The sequence below is a fragment of the Microcoleus sp. CAWBG27 genome (assembly GCF_020883145.1).
Classification (GTDB): Bacteria; Cyanobacteriota; Cyanobacteriia; order Cyanobacteriales; family Microcoleaceae; genus Microcoleus.
The window spans coordinates 1-16,500 of record NZ_JAHREU010000013.1 but is presented as its reverse complement, the minus strand read 5'-3'; the positions used below and the strand labels follow the sequence as shown (position 1 = coordinate 16,500).

General features: G+C 44.9%; 16 protein-coding genes. 7 read left to right on the top strand and 9 right to left on the bottom strand.

The annotated features are described in order from the left end of the window. Positions 1 to 65: 65 nt before the first annotated feature. Complete coding sequence (locus QZ938_RS09870; RefSeq protein ID WP_293351142.1) at positions 66 to 1,499, bottom strand: S-layer homology domain-containing protein; 1,434 nt, start codon at positions 1,497 to 1,499, stop codon at positions 66 to 68. Between the two features lie 65 nt (positions 1,500 to 1,564). Between QZ938_RS09870 and QZ938_RS09865 the strand changes: the two genes are divergently transcribed. After that, complete coding sequence (locus tag QZ938_RS09865) at positions 1,565 to 2,110, top strand: hypothetical protein (RefSeq protein ID WP_293145301.1); 546 nt, start codon at positions 1,565 to 1,567, stop codon at positions 2,108 to 2,110. Between the two features lie 199 nt (positions 2,111 to 2,309). Here QZ938_RS09865 and QZ938_RS09860 read toward each other — a convergent pair whose 3' ends face one another. Continuing rightward, positions 2,310 to 2,456: a hypothetical protein gene (locus tag QZ938_RS09860; protein WP_293363158.1), complete on the bottom strand. Its 147-nt coding sequence runs from the start codon at positions 2,454 to 2,456 to the stop codon at positions 2,310 to 2,312. A gap of 313 nt (positions 2,457 to 2,769) precedes the next feature. Between QZ938_RS09860 and QZ938_RS09855 the strand changes: the two genes are divergently transcribed. From QZ938_RS09855 to speD, 4 genes are all read left to right on the top strand, one after another. Further along, positions 2,770 to 3,249, top strand: coding sequence for a BON domain-containing protein (locus tag QZ938_RS09855; RefSeq protein ID WP_293145307.1), 480 nt, complete (start codon positions 2,770 to 2,772; stop codon positions 3,247 to 3,249). Positions 3,250 to 3,597: 348 nt separating this feature from the next. Next, positions 3,598 to 4,806, top strand: a complete 1,209-nt coding sequence (locus QZ938_RS09850) for a general stress protein (protein ID WP_293351139.1) — start codon at positions 3,598 to 3,600, stop codon at positions 4,804 to 4,806. A 1,433-nt stretch (positions 4,807 to 6,239) separates the two neighbouring features. Next, positions 6,240 to 7,301 carry a pentapeptide repeat-containing protein gene (locus QZ938_RS09845; protein WP_293145313.1) on the top strand — a complete coding sequence of 354 codons (1,062 nt, stop codon included), beginning with the start codon at positions 6,240 to 6,242 and terminating at the stop codon, positions 7,299 to 7,301. A 283-nt stretch (positions 7,302 to 7,584) separates the two neighbouring features. Continuing rightward, on the top strand, positions 7,585 to 8,007 hold the full coding sequence (gene speD, locus QZ938_RS09840; RefSeq protein ID WP_293145316.1) for an adenosylmethionine decarboxylase: 423 nt from the start codon (positions 7,585 to 7,587) through the stop codon (positions 8,005 to 8,007). 84 nt (positions 8,008 to 8,091) lie between these two features. Here the strand turns inward: speD and QZ938_RS09835 are convergent, their stop codons facing one another. After that, the gene (locus QZ938_RS09835; protein WP_293351138.1) at positions 8,092 to 8,685 is read right to left on the bottom strand and encodes a hypothetical protein; all 594 of its coding nucleotides are present in this window, start codon (positions 8,683 to 8,685) and stop codon (positions 8,092 to 8,094) included. A gap of 145 nt (positions 8,686 to 8,830) precedes the next feature. Between QZ938_RS09835 and queF the strand changes: the two genes are divergently transcribed. Both queF and QZ938_RS09825 read left to right on the top strand, forming a co-directional pair. Beyond that, positions 8,831 to 9,250, top strand: coding sequence for a preQ(1) synthase (queF, locus tag QZ938_RS09830; RefSeq protein ID WP_293351136.1), 420 nt, complete (start codon positions 8,831 to 8,833; stop codon positions 9,248 to 9,250). A gap of 183 nt (positions 9,251 to 9,433) precedes the next feature. Beyond that, entirely contained in the window at positions 9,434 to 10,672 is a 1,239-nt protein-coding gene (locus tag QZ938_RS09825; RefSeq protein WP_293351134.1) for a DUF4365 domain-containing protein, read from the top strand. 123 nt (positions 10,673 to 10,795) lie between these two features. On the opposite strand, the gene QZ938_RS09820 is transcribed toward QZ938_RS09825, so the two are convergent. The 6 genes from QZ938_RS09820 to clpS all read right to left on the bottom strand — a co-directional run bounded on the left by QZ938_RS09820 (position 10,796) and on the right by clpS (position 16,254). Continuing rightward, positions 10,796 to 12,208 (bottom strand): cytochrome c biogenesis protein, encoded by a 1,413-nt coding sequence (locus QZ938_RS09820; protein WP_293351132.1) that lies wholly within the window; start codon positions 12,206 to 12,208, stop codon positions 10,796 to 10,798. Between the two features lie 293 nt (positions 12,209 to 12,501). Then, positions 12,502 to 13,233, bottom strand: coding sequence for a cytochrome c biogenesis protein CcdA (locus QZ938_RS09815; RefSeq protein ID WP_293145339.1), 732 nt, complete (start codon positions 13,231 to 13,233; stop codon positions 12,502 to 12,504). A 326-nt stretch (positions 13,234 to 13,559) separates the two neighbouring features. Continuing rightward, the gene (locus QZ938_RS09810) at positions 13,560 to 13,715 is read right to left on the bottom strand and encodes a hypothetical protein (RefSeq protein WP_293145342.1); all 156 of its coding nucleotides are present in this window, start codon (positions 13,713 to 13,715) and stop codon (positions 13,560 to 13,562) included. Positions 13,716 to 13,824: 109 nt separating this feature from the next. Beyond that, complete coding sequence (locus QZ938_RS09805; protein WP_293351130.1) at positions 13,825 to 14,730, bottom strand: RimK family alpha-L-glutamate ligase; 906 nt, start codon at positions 14,728 to 14,730, stop codon at positions 13,825 to 13,827. Between the two features lie 472 nt (positions 14,731 to 15,202). After that, positions 15,203 to 15,508: a hypothetical protein gene (locus QZ938_RS09800; RefSeq protein ID WP_293145348.1), complete on the bottom strand. Its 306-nt coding sequence runs from the start codon at positions 15,506 to 15,508 to the stop codon at positions 15,203 to 15,205. A gap of 452 nt (positions 15,509 to 15,960) precedes the next feature. Then, positions 15,961 to 16,254, bottom strand: coding sequence for an ATP-dependent Clp protease adapter ClpS (gene clpS / locus QZ938_RS09795; protein ID WP_293145351.1), 294 nt, complete (start codon positions 16,252 to 16,254; stop codon positions 15,961 to 15,963). Positions 16,255 to 16,500: the final 246 nt, after the last annotated feature.

Sequence of the window (16,500 nt, the reverse complement as noted above, 5' to 3'; positions counted from 1 at the left end):
TCACTACGAACCTTTTTTGTTTAAGTTGATGCTTTGTGCAAAATTTTTAAGCATCCCAAACAACTCTACTGGGCTGGTTGAGACTTGGCTTGCAGGGCATCTTTAGCCGACAATCCCTGATCTTGAATGCCAAAATACCACAAACTAGCAGCAGCTTCGGCACGAGTCACTGATTTCTTGGGCTGAAAGAGAGTTGTAAAACCAAAAACCCGACGAATATTCGCCAAATCTCCATTGTTGAAATCAGCTAAAACTGCCCGCGACGCTTGGGAATCTATCTTAGAAGCGTCTTGAAAACTCCATTTTTCTTTGATTCCCTCAATGTTGGCTGTAGGCAAAACTTGACGGGTATCTAATGGTACTTTCCAGAGAATCATTGTTTCGCGGGTTAAAGGTGCATCCGGACGAAATTTCATATCTTTCGTTTCTCCAGCAAGCGAACTCGAAATTAAACCGGCTTCTGCTAAACCTTGAATTGCTGCAAAATCTGGATCTGTTTTCGGTATGTCAGAAAATGCCGGTTCGCTAGATTCTACTGCTAATCTAATTTGTTTTGCTTGACGGCTGGCATAAATCTGATTGTTTGCTGCTACTAACCAGCGGGCGTATTCGCGGCGAGTGACAATTTTGTTGGGTTCGGGTAAACTGTTGCCAGTTTCTAAGTTAGCATTTTTTTTCGTTTGCGAAGCCCTCGTAGAGGATCGCACTTTCAGCGCTTCTAACTCAGCTAAATCTGCGACGTACTGCTGCAACTGTTGGGGAATTTTGCTGTCTAGTTGGCTAACTTTTTCTGATTTGGGCGAGGCGGATGGGGTTGGAGTTGGAGTTGGAGTAGTTGCTTCGGAATTTGATGGACTTGGTGAAGCGGTTGGAGATGGGCTAGACTCGGAATTGTTAGGTTGGGGACTGGCTGCTATTTCGGGGCTGTCTTTGCTATAGTCGATCGCAAATTCTGTAGAACCTCCTACTTTTTGATTCCCAGAAAGCGACACTGTTACCCGCAATTTATCTCGGGTTGCTACCAAAGAACCTTGTCCTTCGGCGGTTGGGCGGCTGACTATTTGCCAATTCCTGCGCCCAAATTCTGTCTGATAAAAGTTCTGAACCGAATTAACCGGATCTGTGCTTTCCCAGCGCAGCCGCACGTTTTTTGACTGTCCATCGCTGGGCGCACCAACTTCGATTAACTGAGCATTAGGATAGAGTGGAATCTCTGTCGGGAAATCGGCAGGAAGTTTGGCAGTTGTGCTGGTTTCAACTGCTGTCCCTGGAGGAGGAACAGGGACGGGAAGCGGAGTTGCGATTAATTTCGGATCGGCGGCTACCGATTCTTCGAGGGCTTTGCTGTTGGGGCTGTTTGCACAAGCTGTCACAGAAACCAGCAGACTGATAGCCAGCCAAGTCTTTACACCAGCGAGTATATTGGTTTTATTAGTTTTACTGGTTTTGGCTGGGGCGATCGAGTTGCCTCGCTGTTGACTACGTATAATATTCAGCATAAATCCCTCGTTTGCGGATATATTTCTAGGCTAGCGCAGATCGGACAAATATAATTTTTACCCAAATGAAATTTCTGCACATAATCCTAGTTACTGCTACATTACTTGTCTCCGCCCTCAAGTTTACCACTCCGGCAAAAGCTCAAGTAGCCCCGCTGCGGGCGCCACTTCCTCAGCCAGAGTGGCAGCCATTTTGTTCGGCAATGGGTCAGTTTGCGATCGATATGCCGGGAACTCCCAAAATTTATACTGAAACTTTTTCAACTCAAATTACCACTTATACATACAGGTCTATCTTAAAAAACAAAGAAACTTATTTACTTCAATATTTTGACCTAGATTTTCCAACTAGCAACAAGAATACCAAAATTACTTTAAATAATGCCGTTGACTTTTTTGTAGTGGCTGCAAATGCTAAATTGCTGCAAGTGCGCGACATTTCTCTGGGTCGCTACCCGGGAAAAGAGTTTGAGTTTCAGCCACTTTCTCCCAAGGAACCTATAGGCGTCGGTCAAGTTTTTTTGGTTGAAAAGCGCGTTTACGGGCTGGTTGCTACTACTCCAGAACCAGAAAATGCTCAAAAATTTCTCGACTCTTTTCGTTTGTATTGAAGCAGGAAGTTTGGCAATGGAGGTCAGCGATCAGTCATCAGTCATCAGAAAAAATTAGTTTTGAGTGGCGATCGAATCTATTAATAAAACTTACGTTTTTCAAATTGGTGTTTCTGAAAATATTAGGTTTGGCAACTAAAAATCTCGGAATCAACCTGATTGATGATGAATAGTGCGTCCCGGAATAATTAAGTTAAATTTAATCTAATACCCGTTTAAAAAAATAATGCAACTGTTTTGTCAGCTTCAAACCCATCTTCAGTAACTCATTCCCAATTGCAAATCCTTCGACACTTCGACAAGCGATCGCGATCGTGCCGAAATCTAATATCATTTTCGATAGCATCTGAATTATTGATCTCTCCATGCTCTCTCTGTGTTCTCTGTGTTCTCTGCGGTTAAATAATTCCGATATAACCGGAAACGATATAAAATCTAAAATTTAAAATTATATAAGACCTTATTTTATTTTTTGTACTCTACCTAAGGACAGAGGTAAATTTTACACCTGTAGAGCGATGTAGCGGATTCCTCAATTATATATGTTTGATATAAGGCTTTTTAGAGAGCAGAAAGCACCAGCTAAAATTCTGTGTGGCTTAATCTCACTCAACGAAGTCTCACTCATCGACAGCTTACCCGGAGGGTATTAACATATTATGAATAAACTAACACCAATTCTCATCAGCGGTCTCCTATTATTTGGAGCTGCTGCTTGCACTGAGGGGGCTAAAACTAGCGCCGATGCTCCTAATTCTACCACAGAAAATGTCAAGAGCCCGCCTCCAGCCGAGAATGTTCAAAAAACTCAGTCCGACGCCACTAGCGATGTTCGCAAAGCCCAAGCAAATTCTGATATCAGAGCCAGAGAACAGCGCAACAACGTGACTGGCGGCGATGCAAGCAGAGCCGATGGCGACCTGAAAAGTGAAGTTCGTTCTAAGTTGGAAGTGAACATTACTAAAGGTGCGCTGACTGTGGACGCAAAAGACGGGGCTGTTACCGTAGGTGGCACAGTTCCGAATCAAACTGATTTAGCTAAAATTGAGCCTCTAGCTAAAGAGATTAAGGGTGTTAAAAGCGTGAATGTTACGGCTGTTGTCGCCCCCGCTTCACCCGCCGCATCGCCTAGTAAGTAATAAATTGGAAGGAAGAAGGAAAGTTGGGAATTTGAAAAGAGTTTTCAAAGTGGCTCGTAACGCTTAGGTGACTCTTCGGGGTAGCCGGGTTTTAATTTAAAGAGTTTAAGTTTCACTCACTCTAAACTCCAACTCAAAGCTGGCGTAATACCTGCAATTCTCTCTTCCAGTTTTATGATTGCCAAGGCCTGAAAATTAAGTAAGACAGGTCGGAAGATAGAGACGGATTTTATTCCCAACGAGCGATGAAAAATGTTGGGAAAAAATGACTAAATGTGATAGATGGCAGCAAGCAGATCGGAAATTCTGTAGTTGTGTAAAAACAGTATATTTTGAAGGAGAAAAGAAATGGCTTTAGGTCAACACAAACGGGCTGTAGGATCCTTTTCTAATTACCGCGATACGGAACTAGCCTTGATGGAACTGCAAAGTAGCGGGTTTCCGATGAATAAGGTTTCGGTAGTTGGAGAAAATCTCGATCGCAGCGAAATTGCGGGCGCTACCGCTGGTAAGAGTACCGACGAGAAAGTCGGCGGCGGCGCGAAAGCTGGCGCGACGGCGGGAGTCGTGACGGGCGGTTTGATTGGGTTGCTCGGAAGTATTGGGGCGCTGGCGATTCCGGGAGTTGGCCCGGTGATGGCGGGGGGCGCGATCGCCACTCTGCTTGCTGATACTGTAGTCGGAGGCGCGATCGGGGCTGCTGCGGGCGGTTTGGTCGGCGGTTTGGTCGGTTTGGGTGTTCCCGAAGCCCAAGCTAAAGTTTATGGCGATCGCCTCTCGCGCGGAGAATATTTGGTATTCGTAGAAGGAACAGATGCCGAACTTGCCACCGCCGAAGGAATTATGAGCGTGCGGGGCATTCAGGATTGGGGCATTTACGATGTGCCGGCCGACACCGGCCGCAGATCGATGGCTCGCCAAAAGCGCGCTGTGGGCGTGTTTTCCACTCGCCGCGAGACTGAACACGCGCTGGGAGAACTGAGAACAGGGGGTTTCGACATGGATCGGGTTTCGGTCATTGCTAAGGATGGCGATTCTAAAGGGGATATCGCAGGCATTGACGTGCACGACAGCGCAGACAACAAGGCCGATGAAGGGGCGACTAAGGGTGCGCTCACAGGCGGAACCCTGGGCGGTTTGACTGGCTTGTTGGTAGGTCTCGGCTTGGTGGCAATTCCGGGTATCGGGCCGATTATGCTGGCTGGAGCCTCGGCTACGGCGATCGCCACTACGCTAGCAGGTACTGCTTTGGGTGCGGCTGCCGGTAGCTTGATCGGAGCTTTAGTCGGTTTGGGAATTCCCGAAGAGGAAGCCAGAGCTTATAACGATCGAGTGGCGAGGGGAGATTACTTGGTACTGGTTGACGGCAGCGAAGCAGAAGTCGCTCAAGCTGGGGCTGTTCTGAGCCGCGGAGGCATTCAGGATTGGAACACCTACGACTCTCCCAGCGTGGATACCGCTCAGGCAGATTACGGCACTCCCGGCAGTCCCGGCGCTGATACTACGCCTGGTATTTACGACCCCAATCAGGGCGTTGCTGGCAAGCGTCGGGTTTGATCGAGAGGACTTTGTTTGGCTAGTCGCGAGCCCAATTGAGCTTGTGGAACAAACACTGGCTAGCTAGGGGTTTTACGTTTTGCCAGTCACATAATTTCAAAAGTCGGCTTTTTCTCTGAAAGCCGGCTTTTGTTTTGTTCTGGAAACTTAAAAAAAAGAGATGTGTTAAAAATTTAATTTGGATTGGCGAGCTGGACTTTGGTCGGCTGGTCGATCGGCTCTATAAATTTTTACACTCTAAATCCGCAGGGATTTTTGAGTCTGTAACACTCACTACTGCAAGGGTTGCAAACCCTGGAGTAGGATAAAATTGGATGACTTAAATTGCAGTAGAGATTGCCCCGTTAGTCAAAGAACGACTATCTTTAATTATGGGGTGGCTAATTTCAGCAAATTATATCAGGTGAATTAGTCAGTCCCGCGCGCCGAGTACGGCCTGCGGTGGTCGGCAATTATTGGAATAATATTGTCGTCCCCTTGGGGCAAGACTTAGGCTGGTCATTGGTTGGCTGTAGCAGCCCAATTGCCTTTGGCAAGACCGGCTAAAGGAATATAGTTTTTCTGGGAATGCCTCAGCGAAGCATTTTTCAAGCCCAGGAACAGCTTTTATGTCCGGGAGCGCGTCTGGTATCGGGCGTTCTGTTAATTAGAAGCGCAAGCGCTCATGGATCGAGTAAACATTAACAGCAAGCACAGCAGCGCGGGAGTACGGGAACGGCTCGCGGCGCTTTTTTTGGCGAAATCTCAGGCCCATGGCAGCCTATTGCTGGTTTCGCCTGGGACTCGATCGGGACTCCGATCGAAACAGCCTTCCTGTTCGATTTCACTGGCATTGAGCACAGTGGGGGGAGGTGACACTAGCTGAGCTGACCGGGCTCTGCTTTCATGGGCGATCGAAGAAAGAAGGCAAAAACTAAAAGATATTCGGAGTTGAAGCTTCGAGTCCTTATTTCTTTCGGGAACTAATAGAATAGATTTGCTCCCCTGTACCAGCAATTTGTGGGCTGTGAATGTGGCGCGGGTGCCGCCAGCAAGAACCCCAAAAATATGCGATCGACAACTTATCGATTTATCGATATTTTGTAAATAGTTAGTAGTTAATAGTTAGTGATTAGCAGTTAGTATAAATACAACTAACAATTAACAACTAACATCAGCCGCAACTAACTCTTAGCAGCATAAGACTTACAGGCGGAAGCGAGAAACTCGGTTTCTTCATAAATGCCCCCCTAGCCAAGCCCTACTTTTACGAAAAACCGGGTGGCTTTTCGTGAGTTCTACGTAAATTATCAGGGTGATGCTAGAAATCAACCAGTTTTGATAATTATTACTGCGGCAGTAATGGTTTAAGAACTGACTAGCAAACACGAGCATACAAACTTTCAGAGAACATTGAACATCGAGAAATTAAGGAAACTCACTCAATTTTTTTTATGAATTTCACTGAGCTTTTAACTGCTGATGAACTTTTAACTAGACATAGAAACGGGGAACGAGATTTTCGAGGAGCCAACCTCATTGCCGCTCATTTGATTGAATCTAATCTCAGTCGAACTAATTTGAGCAACACTAATTTGAAAGGTGCCAACTTAATTAGAAGTAAACTAATAGGAGCTAATTTAAACGGCGCCGACTTGAGCGGGGCTAATTTATCTAAGGCTAAATTAATTGAAGCGAACCTAGGCAGTTGTAGTTTAACGGGAACTGTGGCGATCGGAGCCGATTTTAGCGGAGCAAATCTCAGCGGAGCAATATTGTCTCGCGCTGACTTGAGCAAAGCTGTGATGACTGGAGCGAGTTTAGTCGGAGCTTGTTTGCTAAGTGGCTCGAAACTAATTGAGGCTAATTTGAGCGGGGCGACGCTGAGCCGAGCAATTATGAGCGGGGTTGATTTAAGCAGAGCAAATCTGACTAGAGCAATTATGAGCGAAGTAGATTTGAACGGCGCAAACCTGAGCGGTGCAAATCTAATTCGGGCTTATCTCAATCGCGGAAATCTCGGCGGTGTCAATTTGGTTGGGGCGATTTTGAGCGAAGCAAGTCTGCGGGAGGCTTGTATTTGTGCTGCTAATTTGAGGGGTGCTGACTTGAGCGGTGCTGACTTGAAAGGAGCTAATTTAAATGGTTCTAATTTGAGCGGTGCTGACTTGCAAGGCGCTAATTTGAGTAAAGCTAATTTGAATGGTTTGATTCTGCATAATGCTGATTTGAGGGCTGCGAATTTGAACAAAGCTTCTCTCCGGGGAGCTGATTTGAGCGGTGCAAATTTATCGGGTGCTAGCTTGCTGGAAGCAGATTTGCGGGGAGCGAATTTGAGCCACGCCAATTTGTCGGGAGCGGGTTTGCTGCTGAGTTCTTTGACAGGGGCAAATTTGACAGGAACTAATTTGTCGGAGGCTAATTTGATTGGGGCTAGCTTGAATGTTGCTAATTTGAACCAAGCGGCTTTGAGCGGGGCTATTTTGCCGAATGGGGCTACTCACAGCCGCGATTGATCGGATGTCCGGTAGCGTGTTGATTGTCAGTTGCGAGCAGGCTAGCGATCGCGCGTGAAGTCAAAAGCTTCACTTACGTCGCTTTTTTGCAGTGGCGCGCTACTCGCCTGTGCGAGATCTCGCACAGGCGTTTGACTGGCGACAAAGCGCCCCAAAAAATAGTTGCGAGGGCCCTCGCAACTATTTTTTGGAATTTTTTTGGTAATTTACTTGAAAATTTCTAGAATCCGTGCTATGGTCAAAAGGTTTGAGACATTGTGAATTAGAGGTAAAACCCCGCAGAATGAAACAATTGGGAACCCATCTGGTCGCTGATGCTTGGCAGTCTCCTGGAGACCTGCTCAACGATCCTGAACGTATCCGCCGCGCTATTCTCGATGCGATCGAAGCCGGAGGAGCTACTCTCATCGATTTGTGCGTACACCAGTTTAGTCCTCACGGAGTGACGGCTACTGCAACTTTGGCAGAGTCTCATATAGCAATCCATACTTGGCCTGAACACGGTTATTTTGCCGCAGACTTATTTTTCTGCGGAGCCGGCGACCCTCACAAGGCCATGAAGGTGCTACAGACAGCTTTGGAAGCTAAACAGGTAAAACTCACCGAGTTCACGCGCGGTTTCGAGCCCGGGGTGGGCATCCTAGAATCTGCTTGTGAAGAGCAGTATGCACCACGTTTAGTAGAAGCGAGTGCAGCCAGAGGATGATAGCCAATTAGCGTAAGTTTGAATATTTTATGCTAGGTTTTCGTTAAAATCCCACGGTTTGAGCCGTGGGATTCTTGTTGAAATTTACTTTCCCTTCAACAAAGGGCGAACAACTAAATAACCTGCGCCAAAAGCAGCAATAACAATCAGAAAAATGGCAATAGCCAACCACAACCCACTTAAGTCCGAGGCTGTTTTTGCTTGAGAGCGCACCCGGTAAGGAGTTTCCGGCACCTCTGTAAATAATTTTTCTGGAAGTGTATCCGGAATGGGGGGGACTGTGGGTTCTGGTAGAGGAAAGGGAAATGCGACTGTTTGAGGTGGTTGAGGTATGTTAGAAGAGCTAGCCCTCGATATTGGAGGTGCTGGAGGTTCCGGTTCAACGCTGAAATTGAATTTGACTGAGGGCATTTGAGGCATCCCAGTCTGGGTGACGTTCTGAGCCGCGTTGACTACTTGTTGTAACTGCTGGGATACTTGAACTACTGTTTCTACTTCTCGCCGCAGTTGTTGATTTTGTTGAACTAATTGCTGGTTGTGGGTTTTGAGCGAGTCGAGCATCGCTTGGGCTGCTTGCAATTCCGCCGTGACTTCTCGATAGAGCGAAATTGGTACCGATGCAGAGTAACTATTTGAGTTTTCAGGGTTCGTATTGTCAGATAAGGTAGTATTTTGCATAATTGTAGATGGCGAGGGTGAACTTTTTTAAGTTTAGCCTGAGACTATTTGCAATTAGCTCGATCGCAACACAATTCATCAAGATAGTTGTTACACAGATTAATAATGAATTTAATTAAATGTTACAATTTCTGAGTCGATCGCTATGAACAACCACGCAACCGAACAAAGTATGTCGCAAAAGTCAAGCACCGAGGAAATGAAATACGGCGAACGCGAGATTTTGGAGGGGCAGTTAATTACTTTCCCGAACCCGCGAGTCGGGCGGCGCTACACGATCGACATTACTTTGCCAGAATTTACTTGCAAGTGCCCGTTTTCTGGCTATCCCGATTTTGCCGCGATTCACGTTACTTACGTGCCCGACGAGCGGGTGGTCGAGTTGAAGGCGCTGAAGCTCTACGTTAACAGTTATCGCGATCGCTACATTTCTCACGAAGAATCGATCAATCAAATTTTAGACGATTTTGTCGCAGCTTGCGAGCCCCTGGAAGTGACGGTGAAGGGCGATTTTCTGCCGCGGGGGAACGTGCACACGGTGGTTGAAGTGCGGCACGAGAAGTAGAAGGTAGATCCCAACCAAATTAGAATTTTTAGCCTCCCTCACAGAAACCGGGTTTTTTGTTCGTTATCGTAGGGTGGGCAGCGTTAGCTTTGAGAGGATTAAGTTCAGCTAGAGCGTGTCACTGCCCACCATATCATCCGAACGGGCTAAAATAAGTCTTGTAGAAGCAATTTAAACTTAGAAATGCAATCTCATCCAAGCTCTAGAACTGCAAGAATTGGTATAGCTGGCACACAACTAATTTTTGAAAAATTAGGCTGTATTTTTCGCGAACAACCGATAGAAGATTATGGGATCGATGCTCATGTTGAATTTATTGAAAATGGTCAAGCAACAGGAAAGTTAATTGCCTTGCAAATCAAATCAGGAGATAGCTGGTTTAAAGAAAAAAATGGGAATAATATCATTTTTCGTGGCAATAACGAGCATTTAGAATATTGGCAAAATCACTCCCTACCTGTCATTGTTGTTTTGTATAAAGACAGCGAGAATACTGCCTATTGGCAAGCTGTCAACAATAATACTGTTCAAAGAACTGAAAAAGCGTGGAAATTATTAATACCGCTGGATAGACAAGTCAACTCTCATGCTCTCGAACAACTCAAAAAGTTGAGCCAAAAAATAATTTCTGGCCGTGAATATACGGAATTATCTTTACTAGATGTGAGTCATTCCCAGGCAAAAAGATATTCTGCGAAGATACTTTTGAACCGAGAATTCACGAAGGATGATATTATTCAAGTCATCAAAGACGTTACTAATAGATTAAAAAATAGAACATATTATAGAAACAAACAACTTGAAAAACGATGGCAAAACAAAGAAGCTGACGTAATTTGGCTTTATTTGTATTTGTCGCCAGAAGATTACCACAACAAAGCAAATTGGATTTGCATGACTCAATGGATTAGTAAAAAATTATCTCCTGAATTTGCCCCCATGCAGCTAGATGGAGAAACAATTGATGGAGATATAGTTGTAAAATGGAATGAAAACTGTCAAGAAAGATCTAGGATAAGCAGATTGTATGAGTTACCGAAAGAAAAATTCTTAGATTTAATGATGAAACTTGCAGATCCAATTATGGAGATTGTCACTCAGATCGAAAATGTAATAAATCAATATAACTCAGGAGAAATAGATGAGGCAAGATACATGAGTTTGATGTCAAACTTTGAGTCAAAAGTCACAAAACTTTATTTGGAGGCAACTGATATAGGTTCAGCACCTATAGAATGTAGAGATTTGAGTCAGCAATTTCAAAACTTGGCAGCAATTACCCATAACCTTGTTTTACCATTTTCCGATCGTGGTTTACAAACTTGGGACAAAGCAGCGAGAAAAAACTTAGTGCAGATGTATTTGAGGGATTATCATAAAGAGTTACAGAAATTCGATTTCGAGTTTGAAAAAATAAATTAGCCTTGTAGGAGGCATAACACAAAGCTACGCATCGGCGATCGGTGTGTCATAATTTCACTATATAGCCTTTCTCAGTAGCATAATTTGTAAGGTGCGCAATGCGCACCCTACGGTTAGCTACGGTTAGCTTTGACTAGCAACAGAAGTCGGGGCGATCGCACTTTTGGCATCTGCCGTTTTCAATTCTGCCAACTTGTCCAAAATCTCCACAACTTCTCTTTCAAATATCACCTGAGCGCGATTAGTGCGCCCGCCGACGTATAGCTTGCCATTTTTTTCCAAAGCCCAAATCTGCGAGTGAGAAAGATAGCTCATCATCACGCTCAGCATTAGCAACCCGAAGCCCGTATAAACGAGCGGAATTCCTGGATCGGCTTTAATTTGCAATCCCGTGCTGCCAACAACTTCATCAATTGCCAGCATCACTCCGTTAACTTCAACTGCTGTACCGGCGCGAACTGTAGTTAACAATTTGCCATCCGTACCGTACACTAACATTGTGCCTTGCAAGTCCTTTGCTAGCAGAGAAACTCCAGCACTCAAATCTGGTTTTGTCGGAATCCAAGCACCCCAAATTCTGCCTTTACCTTGGGTGTCTAACTGAGCCATTGGCAATTGTAAAACCGGGCTTTTGTTGAGGCGAACTCGCACGGCGGCTAGACTCCAATCTGCTTGATAAAAGGTGACTCCCCGGTATCTGAGGGGCTCGTTAACGTGAATGGTTTTGCGATCGACCTCTTGGCCTGTTTTGTCCAAAACTGACAGATCCGAGTAAAATTGGTCGATCGCGCCGCTCGGACTATAATCGATCCAGAACCGATTCACGCGCACCGACCAATCCTTCGGTATTTGCGGCCCAGCCCAAGGCCCAGCATCAGTGATATTCTGCACCTGAAAAGTTTCACCGCTAGGAACCATTTCTTGACCCATAAATCCAGTCATCGAGCCAAACATCGACCCAGCTAAAATAATTAGCATACTGGCGTGAACAATAATCGGGCCAACCTTACCAATTATGCCTTTGCGAGCATAAACTTTTTCACCTTCTCGAAATATGCGGTAACTTTTTTGCTGCAAAAGTTGTTCTAACGAACTTAAAGAACTTGTTTCTAATTCCGCACTGAGAGCTAACTTTTCAAACTGCTTCGGTTCTTCATAAAATTTCCAGCGGCGGGCCAATTTTAAGGCCGGAAATTGCCTGGTAAAAGTGCAAGCTGTCAAGCTGCTGCCGAACAAAATTAGGATTGACAAAAACCACCAAGTGCGGTAGACGTGGTCAAGTCCTGCAATTAGCACAACTTTCCAAGTTAGGAAGCCGAACAAAGCCGGGTGTTCTGGATAGTTGGATTGGTAAAATTCTACAGATTGGCCTTGTTCGATGACGGTGCCGGAAATGCTGAAAAATGCGATCGCCAGCAGCAAGATAATTGCCAGCCGCAAATCTGCCAGCACTGGCAAAAGTTCTCGCTTGAAAAACTTTAGAGGCGCAGTCGCCCAATCAGATAGTTTGGATAGAAATACTTCTTTTAATGTCATTGGTAATTGTGAAGTCAGTTGTCAGTTGTCAGTTTGTAGGGGCGGTGCCCCCGTGCCCGCCCTCTTCGTTGTCAGCAGTCATCAGACAAATGGAAGAAAGAAGAAGGAAGGAAGAAAATATTATTTTGATTGACAAATATTTAATCAATTGTAAACTCTTTCTTTCTTTCTTTCTTTCTTTCTTTCTTCGTGTTCTTAGCGTCTTCGCGGTTCATTCAAAAAAAATTAGTTCTCGAATCCTGTAATGATTGCTATATCTTTAAATAAGGACGCTCAGCCCGAACCATCGAACCTTAGGCGGGAAGTATGCGAGAAAGCAGAGAGAACACGCCAAATCCTACTAACAAAACGCCACTAACAGGCGTAATCCAACTCGACCAACGGCGCAATTCTAACAACTTTTTAATGCTCGCGGTAAAAGTACCTGCTACAATCAGCGGAGCCACGTAGCCCGCAGCGTAAAACAGCAGTAACACACCACCTAAAACTAGATCTCCCGTTTTGGAAACCCAAGCTAAGAGGGTAGCTAAAACCGGCGTACTGCACGGAGAAGCTACTAAACCAAAAGTTAAGCCTAATAAGTACGATCGCACGCCCGCAGGCAAATCTTTCGGAACCCAGCCCACAGCGTCAAAAGACGGCATTTGTAACGGTAAGGCTTCCAGTAAATTCAGCCCCATTAAAATCGCGATTATGCTCACAACGATCGGCAAACCCAGACCAATTTTGCCATAAACTTGACCAGCAAATGATGCTACAATGCCTAAACCCGCAAGAGTTGTCGCCAATCCCAAGGCAAACCATGCCGACTGGGCAGCAGCTTGCAGGCGGCTTTTTGCTTCGTATCCGCCGATGTAGCCGATCGTGATCGGCAACATCGAAAGCATACAGGGCGTCAAGCTCGTTAGCAACCCTGCCAGAAAAATCACTCCGACACTGACTAAACTCAGGTGTGTCAGTTGAGTGTTTACTAAATTATTAGCAAATTGTGCGAGTTGATAAAGTTGGGTTTGCAGGGTTTCCATCGGTCGATTTTAGATTTTAGATTTTAGATTTTAGATTTTAGATTGACTCCGGTGTCATCGAATTGAGATTTTAGATTTTAGATTGACTCTACAGATGAATCTGGGATGTTCAACTAAATATCTAATTTTTTGGCTTCTCCACGACTTAAGTCGGGGCTTATATCCCTATGCGGGTGAGTTCCGGCGAGTGTGATGTTCTGGCTATGTTGAAAATTGTAACAGATTCGGGTCGCTTCGGTTGAAGATTTGAGATGTGAGCGCGATCGACTGGTTGAGAGTGGAAAGGGCGATCGCGAAATGCGATAATAGACTTGTTGCAAAAATAGCTAGGACGGGTTCGCCAGCCCATCCACAATTTTTTTTTCTTGTGGGATGGACATCGGGAACAGAAAACCTGCCGTGTAACTCACATCTTGCAGCATTTTCAAGAACAGGCAAGATGCCTGTTCCACAAAAGATGAATTTTCTTGTGGAACAGGCATCTTGCCTGTTCATAAAGGGCTTATTGACATTGGTGCAAGATCTCAGGTGTAACCTAGCCGGACATACAGAGGCGAGATAATTGGGAAAATTGCGGCGTCTGAGGGCCTGTCAATACATTAACAGATCGAGCAATTCTTGTGTAATAGGAAAACCAGTCTGACGCTCAAAATGTACAAACATCGGACTAGGATTTGCCTCTAAAAATACATACTCGCCCGTTGGCTTGACACGCCAATCAATCGCAGTCCACTCTAGCATAAATGCCTGGGATATTGCCAAACATTGTTTGCGAACAGCTTCGGGCAAATCTATGGGAATTAGCTCCGCCTCCAAATCTTCCCGAAAGTCCAACGCTGGACTGCGAATTTCGGCAGTATAGACTGATTCACCAATCACATAACTGCGAATGTTTGTCCCAGGAATATACTCTTGAATGGTGACTGGAGAAATACTCAAAGCCCTGGTTAACCGATTAAGTTCCAAATGTGCCTCTGTCACCAACTTGGTATGAGCACCACCATAAACAGGCTTGAAAATTACTTTTTGGTGAACTTCAACAAATTCCCTAACTTCCTGTGGATGGTTACTGATTAACGTTGTAGGAATCGTCACACCTATTTGTTTTGCCTTGCTCAGTTGTAGGGGTTTTTCTTTGTGAAATTGGTATGCCTGCCAGGAATTAACCCACCGAGTCCCACAAGCTTGCATTAGCGATCGCATTGTACTCATTGAATCATTAAATGCGACCTGCTGTTGGTTGAAATCTTTTAAAGGTGGAACGGAAACACCGGAGAAATTGCGCCAAAATACACTGTGAATATCGTCGAGATTCAAGCGACGACCGGACGGTAGCGTCAAGCATCCTACCTGGGTGTCAGGTCGCCAAGACAGACGTAACTGTTTCGGAAACAAGCTGGTATCCAAATAATCTACTGCTGCACCGGCTTGGGTGAGAGCATTCTTCATATGAGCAGCATGAGCATCTGAAGCATCACCCAAAATTAAAATGTTCATGGGAAACCTGAGAATTACAGATGCGGTCAAAACTTAGGCGTTCGGGTAGAAAACTTTCGCTTGAGCGTTCGGACTTTAGTCCAATAAAGTTCAGTTAATACTTTTTTATTGTCATTGCGCTTCGGGAAAGCAATCGCAGTATATATTTTTACCATCATGGTTTTGCCTCTAGGACTTTGCGATCGGAACCGTATAGGACTTTGGTCATCCAATCGATGCTAATTTTAGTCTTCCTTGTCAACATCTTTGGTAATTTAGGGAAATATTTTTTGACAACAACCCTGTTTTTTTGTGTTATTTCTAAATACAAAAAGTGGCACCACTGGTTCCGAGTTGTTTCGAGAGTGTTGCAACTTTTTGGATATTCAAAAAACAATCAAATGACCCGATAAATTGGAAAGTCCCATGACAGAAACGCTCTGAATAGTGCAGGACTTCGGCAAAATCTCTAAAAGTGTCAGCACTAATGAGATTACCAATAAATGGGGCCTCCTCCACATTCAAACCAAGCCTTAGTGTAAGGGCCTCCACCCTCTTCACCTATAGCCATCGTAGTCATCGGAGGTTCAGTGGGAATAGGATGAGGAGATTCTCCTCCTTCACTTCCCGGACATGGAGCAGAGATACACACAATCCCGCCACCTTCTTCACCGAGAGCCAGAGTTGTGGCCCTAAGTCCACCGCCAACTTGAGCTGCTTGTTCATCAGTTAGCTGCTCTTCAAAATCTAAATCCATTGCTTCGAGGTCGGCAGCATCTAGATCAAAAGGATGATTCATAACATTCTCCTAAGTGATTGCAAGATTATTCACCTTTTCCAATAATCTAAATCATCAGGATAGAGTCATGTTGCCATTTTGGCAGGTTTCAAATTGAGCTAAGCAGACTCCAATAAGTTCTGGATTTAAATCAGCCTGTAGATATCTTTATTAACCAAAGTGTGGTCTTAAAAATTTAAGTAGATAAATACACTAAACGCATCAGAAACCCGGTTTCTGCGAGAAATATTGGTGTGGAAGCGCAGTATTTAAGAATAAACGGGGTTTCTCACCCGCGCGTGTAAATCCTAAAATATCAACAATTTGAGTTGGTAAATCAGCACCAACACCAATATTCCTTGTCTGAGGTGCAATACGATGAAAGCAATCTCTTTGAGGCTGAGATTGCTTTCATCGCACGGCTCGCCCCGGAGAGATTTTGGTTAAAATGTCTCCAGGATTGTCAATAGCAGTTAAGTGGACTCTAGGGGAGCCATTGTCAGCCCAGCACGGCTCAATTGCATATGATAAAGTTCTGCTTGCTCTTGCGGGCCAACCCAGACGGTGGCCTGGCCTTCGTTGTGGATTTGATCGGCGAGTTTCCAAGCTCGATCGCTCGTCATGCCTGGAATGTACTTAGTCAGACATTCCACAACGTGCTGAAATGTATTGAAATCGTCGTTGAGGACTATTACCCGATAATTTGGATAAGGCTTGCGGGTAACTTGACTCGATCGAACGGGTGCTATGGTTGGTGAAGAGGTCATCGCGCGAACAGCCACTGAAACTACAAAATTTGTAAAAGAGTTACCTATAGCACTATAACACAACTTAATATTTTTTAACCGGACTCGGCACTTACTGTCCCCTTCGCGGATTTTAGATTTTAGCCCACATTCCGCAGATGTGGGTTTGATTTTTTTACCAGTTGTGAAAACTGGAAGCCCAAAAACTTTTGGGCTGAACCTATGCGGTTTTAGAGTTACAGATACTTGTCAAATTCACCTAAAATA

Excerpts from the sequence above, each read along its gene's own strand:
- QZ938_RS09855 (WP_293145307.1), top strand. The coding sequence starts at position 2,770 with ATGAATAAACTAACACCAATTCTCATCAGCGGTCTCCTATTATTTGGA.
- queF (WP_293351136.1), top strand. The coding sequence starts at position 8,831 with ATGAACAACCACGCAACCGAACAAAGTATGTCGCAAAAGTCAAGCACC.
- QZ938_RS09800 (WP_293145348.1), bottom strand. The coding sequence starts at position 15,508 with ATGAATCATCCTTTTGATCTAGATGCTGCCGACCTCGAAGCAATGGAT.
- QZ938_RS09850 (WP_293351139.1), top strand. The coding sequence starts at position 3,598 with ATGGCTTTAGGTCAACACAAACGGGCTGTAGGATCCTTTTCTAATTAC.
- QZ938_RS09845 (WP_293145313.1), top strand. The coding sequence starts at position 6,240 with ATGAATTTCACTGAGCTTTTAACTGCTGATGAACTTTTAACTAGACAT.
- speD (WP_293145316.1), top strand. The coding sequence starts at position 7,585 with ATGAAACAATTGGGAACCCATCTGGTCGCTGATGCTTGGCAGTCTCCT.
- QZ938_RS09865 (WP_293145301.1), top strand. The coding sequence starts at position 1,565 with ATGAAATTTCTGCACATAATCCTAGTTACTGCTACATTACTTGTCTCC.
- clpS (WP_293145351.1), bottom strand. The coding sequence starts at position 16,254 with ATGACCTCTTCACCAACCATAGCACCCGTTCGATCGAGTCAAGTTACC.
- QZ938_RS09860 (WP_293363158.1), bottom strand. The coding sequence starts at position 2,456 with ATGCTATCGAAAATGATATTAGATTTCGGCACGATCGCGATCGCTTGT.
- QZ938_RS09825 (WP_293351134.1), top strand. The coding sequence starts at position 9,434 with ATGCAATCTCATCCAAGCTCTAGAACTGCAAGAATTGGTATAGCTGGC.
- QZ938_RS09805 (WP_293351130.1), bottom strand. The coding sequence starts at position 14,730 with ATGAACATTTTAATTTTGGGTGATGCTTCAGATGCTCATGCTGCTCAT.
- QZ938_RS09820 (WP_293351132.1), bottom strand. The coding sequence starts at position 12,208 with ATGACATTAAAAGAAGTATTTCTATCCAAACTATCTGATTGGGCGACT.
- QZ938_RS09810 (WP_293145342.1), bottom strand. The coding sequence starts at position 13,715 with ATGCCTGTTCCACAAGAAAATTCATCTTTTGTGGAACAGGCATCTTGC.
- QZ938_RS09835 (WP_293351138.1), bottom strand. The coding sequence starts at position 8,685 with ATGCAAAATACTACCTTATCTGACAATACGAACCCTGAAAACTCAAAT.
- QZ938_RS09815 (WP_293145339.1), bottom strand. The coding sequence starts at position 13,233 with ATGGAAACCCTGCAAACCCAACTTTATCAACTCGCACAATTTGCTAAT.
- QZ938_RS09870 (WP_293351142.1), bottom strand. The coding sequence starts at position 1,499 with ATGCTGAATATTATACGTAGTCAACAGCGAGGCAACTCGATCGCCCCA.